This is a genomic window from Virgisporangium ochraceum (assembly GCF_016863655.1).
Lineage (GTDB): Bacteria > Actinomycetota > Actinomycetes > Mycobacteriales > Micromonosporaceae > Virgisporangium > Virgisporangium ochraceum.
Genome location: NZ_BOPH01000061.1, coordinates 1 through 12,951, shown reverse-complemented (window position 1 = coordinate 12,951; position 12,951 = coordinate 1). Strand labels below are relative to the sequence as shown.

Annotated in this window: 12 protein-coding genes; 8 read left to right on the top strand and 4 right to left on the bottom strand. The window is 73.0% G+C overall.

The genetic code is table 11. The features are described 5' to 3' along the window. Positions 1-45: 45 nt before the first annotated feature. On the bottom strand, positions 46-771 hold the full coding sequence (locus Voc01_RS21415) for a siderophore-interacting protein (protein WP_239160367.1): 726 nt from the start codon (positions 769-771) through the stop codon (positions 46-48). Positions 772-850: 79 nt separating this feature from the next. Between Voc01_RS21415 and Voc01_RS21410 the strand changes: the two genes are divergently transcribed. The 8 genes from Voc01_RS21410 (at position 851) to Voc01_RS21375 (ending at position 11,594) form a co-directional block, all read left to right on the top strand. After that, entirely contained in the window at positions 851-2,833 is a 1,983-nt protein-coding gene (locus Voc01_RS21410; RefSeq protein ID WP_203929272.1) for a penicillin acylase family protein, read from the top strand. After that, complete coding sequence (locus tag Voc01_RS21405) at positions 2,830-3,384, top strand: Uma2 family endonuclease (protein ID WP_203929271.1); 555 nt, start codon at positions 2,830-2,832, stop codon at positions 3,382-3,384. Before Voc01_RS21410 ends, Voc01_RS21405 begins: the two co-directional genes overlap by 4 nt. Positions 3,385-3,440: 56 nt before the next feature. Then, positions 3,441-3,695 carry a hypothetical protein gene (locus tag Voc01_RS21400; RefSeq protein ID WP_203929270.1) on the top strand — a complete coding sequence of 85 codons (255 nt, stop codon included), beginning with the start codon at positions 3,441-3,443 and terminating at the stop codon, positions 3,693-3,695. Further along, positions 3,692-5,014 (top strand): type VII secretion integral membrane protein EccD, encoded by a 1,323-nt coding sequence (gene eccD / locus Voc01_RS21395; protein ID WP_203929269.1) that lies wholly within the window; start codon positions 3,692-3,694, stop codon positions 5,012-5,014. Before Voc01_RS21400 ends, eccD begins: the two co-directional genes overlap by 4 nt. A 109-nt stretch (positions 5,015-5,123) precedes the next feature. Next, positions 5,124-6,290 (top strand): MinD/ParA family ATP-binding protein, encoded by a 1,167-nt coding sequence (locus tag Voc01_RS21390; RefSeq protein WP_203929268.1) that lies wholly within the window; start codon positions 5,124-5,126, stop codon positions 6,288-6,290. Between the two features lie 47 nt (positions 6,291-6,337). Beyond that, positions 6,338-10,291 (top strand): type VII secretion protein EccCa, encoded by a 3,954-nt coding sequence (gene eccCa / locus Voc01_RS21385; RefSeq protein WP_203929267.1) that lies wholly within the window; start codon positions 6,338-6,340, stop codon positions 10,289-10,291. Next, on the top strand, positions 10,291-10,638 hold the full coding sequence (locus Voc01_RS21380) for a hypothetical protein (RefSeq protein ID WP_203929266.1): 348 nt from the start codon (positions 10,291-10,293) through the stop codon (positions 10,636-10,638). The genes eccCa and Voc01_RS21380 overlap by 1 nt, the downstream gene beginning before the upstream one ends. Further along, positions 10,623-11,594 (top strand): DUF6177 family protein, encoded by a 972-nt coding sequence (locus Voc01_RS21375; RefSeq protein WP_203929265.1) that lies wholly within the window; start codon positions 10,623-10,625, stop codon positions 11,592-11,594. The genes Voc01_RS21380 and Voc01_RS21375 overlap by 16 nt, the downstream gene beginning before the upstream one ends. Here Voc01_RS21375 and Voc01_RS21370 read toward each other — a convergent pair. The 3 genes from Voc01_RS21370 to Voc01_RS21360 form a co-directional block, all read right to left on the bottom strand. Beyond that, the gene (locus Voc01_RS21370; protein WP_203929264.1) at positions 11,575-11,925 is read right to left on the bottom strand and encodes a hypothetical protein; all 351 of its coding nucleotides are present in this window, start codon (positions 11,923-11,925) and stop codon (positions 11,575-11,577) included. The two genes, Voc01_RS21375 and Voc01_RS21370, sit on opposite strands and share 20 nt — an antisense overlap. Before the next feature lie 146 nt (positions 11,926-12,071). Continuing rightward, positions 12,072-12,374, bottom strand: coding sequence for a hypothetical protein (locus Voc01_RS21365; RefSeq protein ID WP_203929263.1), 303 nt, complete (start codon positions 12,372-12,374; stop codon positions 12,072-12,074). 39 nt (positions 12,375-12,413) lie between these two features. Beyond that, a partial coding sequence (locus Voc01_RS21360) for a hypothetical protein (protein ID WP_203929262.1) occupies positions 12,414-12,951 on the bottom strand: 538 nt, incomplete at its 5' end.

Below are 12,951 nucleotides of genomic sequence, written 5' to 3'. Positions count from 1 at the left end.
GGTTATCCCATCGATGTTGGTCAATGTTTATTAGGTAACCCTAACCTAAGACGACCGGGCACTCCAATAGGCCATCGAGTAGACGTGGCTCTTCGGAATGCCGAGCGTCTTCCGGAGGTGCCGCACGATCGCCCGGTTGCTCTTCGCCTCCGAGGCGATCCAGTGGAAGCCGTCGCCACCCGCCGGCACCTCGGCGCAGACGGTGTCGGCCAGCAGTTGGCCGCCGTCCTTGCGCGGCACCCAGGTCACGGTGTGGTGGGCGCGGTTGCGCAGCGGGAGGTCGCGGTCGTCGTCGTGGGCGTACTCCAGCCACACCGTCGCGGGGACCTCGGGCCCCGCACCGGCCAGCGCGTCGAGCAGGCTGTTCACCGCCGGCACCGAGGCCGCGTCGCCGACGAGGTATACGTGGCCGGGCAGCGGGTCGGGCAGCGCGAACGAACTGCCGTACACGGTGGCGTCGATGGTGTCGCCGGGCGCGGCGCCCAGCGCCCACGTCACCGCCGGGCCGTCGTGCACGGCGAACTCGAGGCCGAACCGCCCGGTCGTCGGGTCGGGGTCGACGAGCGTGTAGGCGCGCTGGTGCGCCCTGCCGTTGTTGTCGAACCAGAGGCGGATCCACATGGTCGGGTGGACGCCGTTGGCCTCCAGCAGCCCGCCACCCTCGACCAGCAGGCGGTGATAGTGGTCGGCGACCCGCTCCGCCGAGACGACCGTCAACCGGTAGTCCCTGGCCCCGAGAGCCCTGAGGACCAGATCCTCCCAGTTTCGCACGACGTGTCCTCCCGGTACGGTATTCAAGTTAGGTGAGGGTAACCTAACCCAACGGTCGGCAGGAGGATAGTGGGACGGGATGACACACGCCATCTACCGCGATGCCTGGGGGATCCCGCACCTCCGCGCCGACAGCGTCTCCGAACTGGCCTTCGCACAGGGGTTGGTCGCGGCCACCGACCGGGCCTGGCAGGTACAGGTCGAGCGCTGGCGCAGCGAGGGAAGGCTGGCCGAGCACGTCGGACCCGGCGAGACCGGCTGGGACCGGTTCGCCCGCCGCGCCCGGCTCGCCGCCACCGCCCGCCGCTGCTACGAGAACCTCGACGAACCGACCCGCGCGTGGATCGGGTCCTATGTGGACGGTGTGAACGCCGGCCTGCCGACGGGAACCGCCGCGGCGCCCGAATTCGCCGCGACCGGCCGTTCGGCCGTGGACCCGTGGGAGCCGTGGCACCCGCTCGGTGTCTTCCTGGTGCAGCACATCCTGTTCGGCACGTTCCCCGGCAAGCTGTGGCGCGCGCACGTCGAGTCGACCCTGGGCCCCGACGCGGCGTCGTGGTTCGCGTTCGAGGGCCCCTCCGGTTCCAACGCGTGGGCGAGGTCCGGACTCGTCGCCGGTGACCCGCACCGGATCCTCGAACTGCCCGGGATCTACCAGCAGGTGCGCCTCGCCTGCCCCGAGTTCGACGTGGTGGGGCTGGCGTTCCCCGGCGTTCCCGGCGTTCCCCACTTCGGGCATGCCGGACCGGTGGCGTGGGCGGTGACCAACGCGATGGCGGACTACCAGGACGTGTACCGCGAGGACCTGCGCCGCACCGCGTCCGGCGGGGTCGAGGCCCGTGGGCCGCGGGGCTGGGAGCCGGTGGCGGCACACGTCGAGGAGATCCTCGTCGACGGCGGCGACCCGGTGCCGGTCGAGATCGTGGAGACGCCGCGGGGACCGGTGATCGACGACGCCGGGATCAGCCTGCGGTACCCGGCGATGGTCGACGGCGACCTCGGGTTCGGGGCACTGCTCCCGTTGCTGCGCGCGCGGACCGTGGACGACGTGGCCGACGCCCTGGAGCGGTGGGTCGAACCGGTCAACAGCGTGCTGGTGGCCGACTCCACGGGGGCGGTGCTCCAGCTGTCCGCCGGCCGCGTGCCCCTCCGCGACGACCGGTGCCGCGAGGTGCCGGTGCCCGCGTGGGAGTCCCGGTACCACTGGCGCGACGGATACGCCCCGACGGCCCGCGTCGAGGTGACCGGTGTGGCCGTGAACGCCAACGACCGCCGGCCCGACGTCGCCGACCTGGGCAACGGGTTCGCCCCGCCCCACCGCGCCCGGCGGATCGCGAAGCTGGTGGCCAACGGCGCCGACCCGCACGCGGTCCACATGGATCTTGCCCTTGGTGGGAACGCGCTGCGTGACCTGCTCGCGAAGCTGTCGCCCGACGGCGCCGCGGGCCGGCTGCGAGCGCGGCTGCTGGCGTGGGACGGGCGGATGGACGCCGGCAGCGCGGAAGCCGGCGCGTACGCGGCCTGGCGTACGGCGCTGGTGCGGCGGCTGCACAGATCGCCCGCGCTGGCGCCGCTGCGGGCGCCGAGCGGGTTCGACGAACTGTTCACCCCGTGGACGGATCCGTTGGCCCGCACCGGTCTTGCGCTCGACACCCTGGTGTCCATAGTGGACAGCGCGGTCGAGCTGGCCGGGCTCGCACTCGACGACGTCGCCACCCTGGACGACGAGCCGTGGGGCCGACGGCACCGCCTGTTCCCGATCCGGCTGGACGTCGACGTCCCGGTGCCCGCCCTCGCCGTCCGCCTCGGCGGCGACACCAACTGCGTGCTGGCGACCTCGACCGTCCCGGGTGTGTCCGACGCGTGCTGGCGCGGGCCGGTCGCCCGCTACGTGTGGGACGTGTCCGACCGGAGCCGCAGCAGGTGGGTGGTGCCGTTCGGCGCGTCGGGCGTGCCGGGCGACCCCCACTTCGCCGACCAGCTCCCCCTGTGGGCGGCCGGCGACTACGTCCCCGTGGAAACCGACTGGTCCAGTCTGACCCTCGGTACGATGAGCGCATGAGCGCGGACGTCATCGGGCAGTCCATGCCGGCCCGGGTCGATCTGACCGACCTGGCTGCGATGAACACCGCCGACGTGCACGGCCACCGGTACGAGACCAGCCCTGAAGGAATGCTGTCGGTCATGCCGCCGCCCGACTCCGACCACGCCGGAATCGCGAGTGATCTGTTCGCCTGGTTCATCATGGGTGGATGGCTGCCCAGGCAGATCCTTCAGGCCGCCGGCATCCGCATCTCAGGACCCGACGGTGAAGGCGGACGTATCCCGGACCTCACCGTCTGGACGAAACCGCAGCCGTCGAGCGTCTGGCTGCCGATCGCCGATCTCCTGCTCGTGGTCGAGATCGTCTCGGCCGGTTCCAGGTCGATGGACAGAGACACGAAGCGACTCGAGTACGCCGAGGCCGGCATTCCCCGCTACTGGTTGGTCGACCGGGACGCCGCACAGACCGTCACCCTGCACCGCCTGCGTCCGGACGGTACGTACGAGGTCGGCTCGAAGATGCCGCTCGCCTGGCTGCTGCGCACGGAACCGGCCGAGCACGTAGGTTGACGCCCGCCGATTCCTATCGGCCGGTAGGGATCGCCCCCCGTCGCTAGGATCGTGGCGTGGCACGGGAGTACGACACGCAGCTCATCGAATCGGTCGCGGTTCGGCGTGCCCGCATGCGCGAGCTGCTGTTGTGGGGGCGCGAGCGCCGCGCCCGGTCCACCGGCGACGGCGTCCGGTGGCTGCGGCTGGGGCTCATCCTCGCCGCCGTCGCCTGCGCGGTCTGCGTCGGCTGGTCCTTCCTCTCGAACATGATCGCCGAGCAGCAGCAGCGGGCGCGCACTCCGGCACCGGTGCAAACGGGGACACGATGACAGCTCCACAGACCGCCACGGGTCACCTCAGCCGGGTGACGCTGGCCGGCCCACGCCGGCGCATCGACCTGGTGCTGCCCGCCGACGAACCGATCGGCCTGCTGCTGCCCGAGGTCGTCGGCATGGTCGGCCTGCCGCCCATGGACGACTCGCGGGGCTACCAGATCAGCACGCTCGACGGCACCGTCCTCGACCCGGGCACCAGCCTGCGCACCGCCGAGATCACCGACGGCTCGATGCTGCGGGTCGACCCGATCCTGGAGGCGCCGCCGGCCGCGATCGTGCACGACGTCTCCGACGAGGTGGCCGACGATCTCGACCGCCGGCGCTGGCGGTGGGGCGACCGGTCCCGCGTCGGCACGGCCACCGCGGTGATCGTGCTCACCGCCACGCTCGCGGCGGTGCTCGCCGGTCCGCGGCTCGGCGAGGTGTCGGTCACCCTGATCGGCGCGGCGGTGGCCTTCGCCGGGATCGGCGTCGGTGCGTTCGGACGACGCGTCGTGGGCGTCGCGGTGCTGGTCAGCGGCGCCGCGATGGTGATGACGACCATCCCGGCCTGGACCGCCGACCGGCCGCTGCGCTACACCCTGTGGGCCGTCGGCGTCGCCATCACGGTGGTGGCGCTCGGCACGGTGACGGGCAACCGGCGCGCGGGCGTCCTCGGCGGCGGCACGCTGCTGGTCCTGCTCGCGTGCTGGAGCACGATGATCGCGCTCGACATGCCCGGCGGGCGCGTCGCGGCGATCATGACGATCGTCTCCGTCGGCGTGCTCGGCGTGCTGCCCCGGATGGCGATGATGGCGTCCGGTCTCACCCGGCTCGACGACCTGCGCAGCGGCGACGAGCCGGTCAGCCGGGTCGCGGTGCTGGCCGCCGTCGACTCGGCCCACCGCGGGCTGGCCGCGGCCACCGTGGCCGCCGCGGCGTCGGCGACGCTCGCCGGGGTCGTGCTGGCCGCGACCCCGGGTCCGTGGACGCTCGCGCTGGCGTCCCTGGTGAGCGTCGCGCTGCTGCTACGGATGCGGGCGTTCCCGCTGGCCGTCGAGGTGGTCGCGCTGGTGGCCGGTTCGCTCGCGGTGATGGCGGGCCTGCTGGCGCGGTGGATCCGCGAGGCTCCCGACCTGTGGTGGGGGCCGCCGTCGGCGGCCCTGGGCGTCGGCGCGATCGCGCTGGTGGTGCTGGCCTACCGGCCGCCGCCGCACGTGCTGGCGCGGGCCCGGCAGAACGCCGACCGGTTCGAGGCACTCGCGGTGATCGCGCTGGTGCCGGTGACCGTCGGCGTGTTCGGCCTGTACTCACGACTGCTCGACACCTTCTGAGCGAGGCGGTCGAATGACGACTCTCCCCGGCGGTAACGGAACGCACCCGCCAGAGCCCCGAGCCCGCGGACGGGCAACCGTCCCGGCACCCCAACCAACCCACCCGCCGGTGCCCCAGCCCGCGCCGCCGGCGCCGCAGACGACCCACCCCTGGACGCAGCCCGCCCAGCCGGCCCCGCCGATGCCGCAGACTCCGCCGGCGCCGCAGACCGCGCCCATGCAGCAGGCCCCGCCGGCGCAGCCGGCTGTTCAGCCCGCACAGCCGAACCCAGCGGCACACGCCACGCCGCCGCCGGCGGCCCGGTACCCCGCGGCCCCACCCGTCGCACCGCGGCCTCCGGCGCCGACGCCCGTCCCCTCGCCTCAACCCACGACGGAACCCGCCGCCGCGGACCTCGACGACCTGTCGATCTCCCGGCGCACCGCGTCGGGTGAACGGCCGCTGCGGAAGGTGCTGCGTACCGCCGGCCGGATGTTCACCAGCGGGCGGGCGACCCGCGAACTGGCCGAGCTGGCCGCCGAGGTGCAGGCTCCCGTGCACACCGGACGCCGGATCGCGGTCGCCTCGGTGCACGGGGGCGCGGGCAAGTCGACCGTGTCGGCGGTGCTCGCGTCGGTGTTCGCGGCGCGCCGGGCCGACCCGGTGCTCGTCGCCGACGCCGATCCCTACGAAGGGTCGCTCACCTGGCGGTTGGGTGTCACCGCGCAGCCGCTCGAGCGGATCGCACCCGACCTGGTCGCCGCCCGGGGTGGCGACCTGCGGGCGCTGGAACCGCTGCTGCCGCGCACGAAGTCGGGGCTGTGGGTGCTGCCCAGCGGCGGAGCCGGGCAGCCGAACCTGTGCAGCGACGTCACCCGGGCCCTGTCGCGGTTGTTCGCCGTCGCCGTCACCGACTGCCCGCCGGGGCTGGAGTCGCGCACCACCGGGGCCGCCGTCGCCGACGCCCACTCCGTGGTGCTCGTCGCGGCCGCGACGCCCGACGGCGTCCGCGCGACCTACCGCGCCCTCAACCGGGTGATGGCCACCGGGTACGCCGCGTGGCTGCGGCGGGTGGTGGTCGTGTTCAGCGCCGGCAGCCCGCACGGCCGGGCGGCGCTCAAGCTCGACGCCGCCCGCGACCTGATCGACGGGTTCGGCGTGCCCGTCGTCACCCTGCCCTTCGACCGGCACCTGGCGGGCGGCGCGCGGATCAGGCCGGCGCGGATCGCCGAGGCGACGCTCGTCGCGGCGACCCGGACCGCCGCACTGGCACTCGACCGCGCCCGCCAGCACTGAGCCCACGAACCGGGCCGACCAACCGATCCGACCAACCGGGGGGAACCATGTCGACGCGCCTCGTGCACCGTCCCACCCGGGTCGCGCGCCCACTGTCCACTGTGGAGCCACTCGTCGTCGACCCGCCGCCGCAGTTGCCCGACGGCAAGGGCGGCGTGGGGATGCAGGCCCTGCTGCCGATGGCCGGTGCCGGTGTCGCGATGGCCATGATGATGTTCCTGCGGGGCTCCGGCTTCGCGGCGCTCGGCGCGGTCGTGATGGTCGCCGCGCTGGTCGGTGCCGGCGCGATGTACGTCTCGCAGCTCGGCAAGGCCGGCCGGCAACGCCGGGTCCAGCGTGAGCGGTACCAGAACTACCTGGAGGAGTTGCGCGAGACGCTCCGCGAGAGCGAACAGCGGATGCAGGCCGACGCGAACGTGCTCGACCCGCCGGTGAACCGGCTCCTCGACGTCGTCCGCAGCCCGGCGCGCCTGTGGGAGCGGCGGCGGGCCGACATCGACTTCCTCCGGGTGCGGATCGGCGTCGGCGCGCTGCCCCTGCGTCGCATGCAGCTGCGTGACCAGGCCAACGCCTCCGACCCCGTCGACCCGTTCATGCGCCACGAGGCCCAGTCGCTGCTGCGGCGCTTCGAGCTGACCCCCGGGCTGCCGCTGCGGGTGGAGCTCGACTGTGCCGGCGACGTCAGCGTCGTCACCCCGAACAGGGCCGAGGCGGTCGCCCTCGCGAGCGCGCTCCTCGTCCAGGTGGCCGCGTTCCACGCCCCCGACGACGTCACGCTCGCGATCGTCACCACTCCGGAACGCGCCGGGGACTGGGCGTGGGCACGCTGGCTGCCGCACCTGCTCGACCGCACGGCGATCGGTCCGTCCGGGCCGACGCCGCTGCTGGTCACCGCTCCGGAGACGCTCGCCGACCTGCTCGGCGCCGACCTCGACCAGCGCGCCACCAACGCGCTCAAGTCGCTGCGCCACGGCGGCGGGGCGGCGGGTGCGCGCACCCGGCCGCGGCTGCTGGTCATCGACGACGCGCACGGCCGGATCGCGCAGACGGTGGCCAGCCCCGACCAGCTGGTCGACCTGCCGAGCCTCGGCGCCACCGTCGTGCACCTGCTCGCCGACCGCCTGCACGAACCGGGAGAGATCTCGCGGCGGATCACGCTGGACGGCGACGCGCTGATGCTGGAGGACCTCAAGGCGTCTCCGCCCGTGGTGGTCGACGGCACGCTCGACCGCGCCCCGGCGCCGCTGATCGAGGGTCTGGCGCGGCGGATCGCGCCGCTGCGGCTCTCGGCGGACTCCTACGACGACGGCACCGGCACGCCGCCGGCCGACTTCCGCGACCTGCTCGGCCTCAACGACCCCACCGAGCTCGACCTGGCCCGACTGTGGCGGCCGCGGGGCGAGCGCGACTTCCTGCGGGTGCCGATCGGGGTCGACCCGGCCGGCCGGGCGGTGCTGCTGGACCTGAAGGAGTCGGCCCAGCTGGGCATGGGTCCGCACGGGCTGTGCGTGGGCGCCACCGGATCGGGCAAGAGCGAACTGCTGCGCACGCTCGTGCTCGCTCTCGCGGCCAGCCACCCGCCCGAGCGGCTGGCGATGGTGCTGGTCGACTACAAGGGCGGCGCGACGTTCGCGCCGTTCCTCGAGATGCCGCACGTCGCCGGTCTGATCACCAACCTGGAGTCGGACGCGTCGCTCGTCGAGCGGATGTACACCAGCCTCGACGGCGAGGTGCAGCGGCGCCAGCAGGTGCTCGCCGACGCGGGACGGGTCACCGACATCACCGAGTACCACCTGCGCCGCGAGGCGGCCGGTCCCCACTCGGGCCTGCCGCCGCTGCCGCACCTCCTGGTGCTGATCGACGAGTTCGGCGAGCTGCTCGCGGCGAAGTCGGAGTTCATCGAGCTGTTCCTGCGCATCGGCCGGATCGGCCGGTCGATCGGCGTCCACCTGCTGCTGTCGAGCCAGCGGGTCGAGCAGGGCAAGATGCGCGGGTTGGAGAACTACCTGTCCTACCGCCTCGGCCTGCGCACGCTCAGCGAGATGGAGTCGCGCACCGTCCTCGACACCGTCGACGCCTTCCACCTGCCGCCGTTGCCGGGCAACGGCTACCTGAAGGTCGACGTGTCGATCTACCAGCAGTTCAAGGCCGCCTACGTGTCGGGTCCGCTCGCCGGCGACGAGGAAGCCGAGCTCGCGCCGATCGTCGGTCCGCTGGTCAAGACCATGCCGGTGTTCGGCTCGGCCGACCTGGTCGAGGAGCCGGGCGCGCCGGCGCCGAAGGCCACGCGACGCACGACCGGCCCGACCCTGCTGTCGACCGTGGTCGGCCAGATGACGACCGCCGGAACGCCGGTATCCGCGATCTGGCTGCCCCCGCTGCCCCCGGCGGTGACCCTCGACCAGGCCTGCGACGGGGTCGTCGCGACCCCGGACGGTATCCGCCTGCGCGTCGACCGGCCGGCCGGTGGGCTGCCGGTGCCGCTCGGCCGGCTCGACGACCCGGCCCGCCAGCGGCAGGGTCCGTGGCTGGTGAACCTGGCCGCCGCCGGCGGCAACCTGCTCGTGCTCGGCGGTCCCGGATCCGGCAAGACCACGGCGCTGCGCACGATCGCGCTCGGCCTCGCCACCAGCCACCGCCCGACGGACGTCGGCATCTACGGCATCGACCTGCTCGGCAACGGCCTGGCCCCGCTCGCGGGCCTGCCGCACGTCGGTGGCGTCGCCGGCCGCGACGACCGCGAACGCGTGCGCCGCACCATCGACGAGGTGCACGCGATGCTCGCGCAGCGCCAACGCCTCTACAACCGGCACCACCTCGACAATGTCGACGAGCTCCGGGCCGCCGACGAACGGGTGCGCGCCGAACTCGGCTGCGTCGACGTCGTCCTGCTGATCGACGGCTACGGCCAGCTCAACACGGAGTTCGAGAGCGTCGAGGGCAAGGTGCACGACCTGCTCTCCCGCGGCGGGCGGTACGGGATCCACGTCGTCGCCTGCGTCCGCCGGTGGAACGAGGTGCGCTCCGGTCAGCAGGTCGCCTTCGCCAACCGGATCGAGCTGCGCCTCACCGACCCCGGCGAGTCGAGCATCGACGGGAAGCTCGCCCGCGGCGTCCCGCCGGAGACACCGGGCCGGGTGCTCACCACCGACAAGCTCTACGCACAGATCGCGCTGCCCCGCCTCGACGGTGTCGCCGACCCGGCGAACGCCGGTCTGGTCGCGGCCGCACAGGGCGTCAGATCCTCGTGGACGGGCGCGCTTCCGCCACCCGTGCGCGTGCTGCCCGCGGTCCTGCCGATCACGGACCTTCTCGACGCTCCGGCCGGCCACGGCGTGGTTCCGTTCGGGCGGTTCGAGAACGACTTCTCCCCGGCGGTCGTCGACCTGTTCGGCCGCGACCAGCACCTCCTGATCCTCGGTGACCCCCGCACCGGCAAGACCAACCTGCTGCGGCTCGTCGCCGAGGAGCTGATGCGGCAGTACCCCTCCGACGACCTGGTGTTCGCGGTGTTCGACCCGCGCCGCGCGCTCTCCGGCCTGGTACCGGAGCCCTACCTTGGTGGATATGCCCCGAACCCCACGCTCGCCCAGCAGCTGTCGGCGGCGGTCTGTCAGGAGCTCGCCAAGCGGGGACCGGGTGAGGCGGCCCGCCCGCGGATCGTCCTGCTCATCGACGACTACGACATCCTGGCCGCCTCGGCCACCCAGCCGCTCGGCGCGTTCGTGCCGTACGTGGCGGCCGGCCGCGACACCGGGCTGCACGTTGTGATGGCGCGGCGGGTGGCCGGTGCGTCGCGCGGGCTGTTCGAGCCGTTCCCGCTGGCCACGCGGGAGGCCGGTTGCCTGAGCCTGCTCATGTCCGGCGACCGTACGGAGGGCCAGTTGCTGGGCCCGGTCCGGCCGATGGCCCTTCCGGTCGGGCGCGCGCAGTTCGTCCGGGTGGGCGACCCGCCGCGCATCGTGCAGACGGCCTACACCGGGACGCTGAAGGAGGACTGATGACGTTCGACACGGTGGCGCTGTGCCGCGATGAGCCCGACGCGCCCGCGATCCTGGGCGCGCTGGTCGCGGCCGCGTCGGACCTGAAGGTGGGCACGGTCGAGGACGCCGGGCTGATCCAGCTGTTCGACCCGGCCGACGGCCGGCTGGTGCTGACCGTCGAGACCAGCCGGCTGGTGCAGGTGCCGGGTGAGGCGGAGCGGCTGCTCGGGGTGCCGGTCGACGGTCCGGTCTGGTGGGTGGAGAGCCGGGCACCCCACGACGACCCGCGGGCCGCCGACGTGGCGCGGCGGTTCACCGCGGAACTGGTGGCGATCACGGGAGGGCACACATGGGCGGGCCGCTGACCGACGCGGTCACCGGGAAGGCGATCGTGCTGCACCAGAACCGGGCCGTGGTCGGCCTGGCACCCTGGCTGGCCGAGGCCGCCGTCGACGCGGTCCGCGACAACCTGACGCTGCAGATCGTGACCCCGGCCGACGCGCTCGTCACGTATCCCCTGGAGATCATGCTGACCCAGGCCCGCGGCCAGTGGGTCGTGCGCGCCGGCGACAGCTTCCGCGACGGGCTCACCGGTCTCCCCATGCGGTGGGACGGCGACCGCTTCACGCCGGTCCGCTCCACCGGTCACTCCGGTCAGTCTCCGGTGGCCGCGGCCTGGACCGGCGGTCTTGAGCTGCAGATCGTCACCCTTCACCCGTCCACCGAGGCCCTGGAACTGGGCGCCAGCACCGAGGCCGCCGTGCGCGCGTTCACCGGCAGCGGCCCGGCCGGCTGGGGCGTCGCCGAGCCGGTGACCGAGCCGTGGTCCCGCCGCGACGTGACGACGTTCTGCCGCACCCGTGCGCCGTCCCCCACCAGCCTGGCGGTCGTCGGCGGCGAGCCGTGGAAGGCGGTGCTCGGTGTCCTGACCGTCGAACGGGTCGACAACGGGGTGCGCGAACAGCTCCGGTTGGCCGGCCCGCCCCTGTCGTCGGTGCGCGAGGAGACGATCGAAGCGCTGGCCGAGCAGGTGGCCGGCACCGCCCGCAGCGTCATCGTGTCGGTGCACCCGGGCAGGTCGGGCGGCCTTCGGTCGAGCACGCCGAGCATGCCCGCCCTGCCGTGGGGAATCCTCGTGGGTCACCAGGAGAACCCGGTCGAGTCCGAGCCGGCGGTGGTGATGGGCCGGGCCTTCGGCCGCGGCGCGCGCCGGGCCTGGTGGTACCGGTTGGACGGCGGCCCCGGTGCGCCGTACGAGACGCTGACCGCGGTGCTGCGCCGCTACGGCCTGACGGAGCCGGCTACTCCCGGCCCGGGCTGATCGGGACAAGCCCCTTCACCAGGTACATGGGCCGGTAGCCCACCCTTTCCAGGCGACGGAACATCTCCCGTGCGGCGGGCTCCTCGTGCTGACCACGCTGCAGGTCACGCACGGTCAGCACGTGGGGCATGCTCTCGAACGGGACGCCGGCGTCGTCTTCCAGCTCGTGGCTGAAGGCGAGGTCGAGCACCAGGTCTCCGGTGCTGGCCCGGTAGTCGGCATAGGGCCGGTCGACCGGTTCGAACCGCACACCCAGCGCGGCACCGACCCTCGACAGGAGCCGGTCGCCGCTGTCCTGGGACGCGAAGTAGATCTGCACGTAGGTCGGCATCACATCTCCATGAGACCGCCGGCTCCCCGCTGACGGCACGGGTCCTGCCGCGCCCGGATCGTCCGCCCGACGCGCAACGCCTGGAACGGAACACCGACCGCCGCGCCTCGGAGAGGAGCGACGGTCGGTGTGGGCCACCTGTCGTTCTACCTGCCGGGCGAGCCGCGCAGGTACTCGTCGAACGGAATGTCGTCGTATGTGTCGCCGCCGATCTCGCGATAGCCGGCAATGTGCTCGAACTCGGGGTCGTCGCTGAACTTGACCACCAGCGTCTCGCCGGCGGTGTCGGCCAGGAACTTCAGCAGCGCCCGGGTGCGCTCGGGGTCATCGGCGGTGAAGTGCTCACCGATCGAGAACCCGATGACGGTTCCATTCGGATCGCTGAGGCGCTTGCCCAGCGCCAGTATCAGTTTCCGGGACGGGCAGACCACGTAACTCGAAATGCTCACTTCGCTCCTCCCCATGAGTGCCTGAGGGTGATCTGTCTTCTACTCCCGGGGAGGCAGCCTCGTGCCCAGATTGTACTCACCCAGCAGGTTGCCGTCGGCGTCGCGGAAGATCACGTCGACGTTCTCGTAGTCGGCGAGACGCTCCGGCGTGCGGCTCCCCTGGAACCTGCGGACCCAGCTGTCGACGTCGGAGCCGTTGCGAACCTGCACCCAGACCTCGCCGCTGCCGTCGAGCTGGTCCTGCGCGGCGTGCCTGACCTCCTTGGTCCAGGCGTTGTAACCGGCGCCGATCGACTTGTTCTCCCGGGCGAGGACGGTGTTCCCGTCCGGGTCGCGGAACTGGACGTCGCCACCCGCGACCCCTGGACCCGCAACGTGCGGCGTGGTGCCCGGCGGTCCACCACGAAGCACCGCCTCGGCGTTCTCGCGGGTCATCGGGAAGTCCTTGTTCGAGTCGGCGATCACGTCGTCGATGAGCTGCTGCTGACGCTCCGGAGGCAGCTGATCGAACGGGTCAGGCCCCGACGACCCCGGAGGGTTGTTCCCGTCGCCGTTCCCGTTGCCGTCGTTGCCGTTG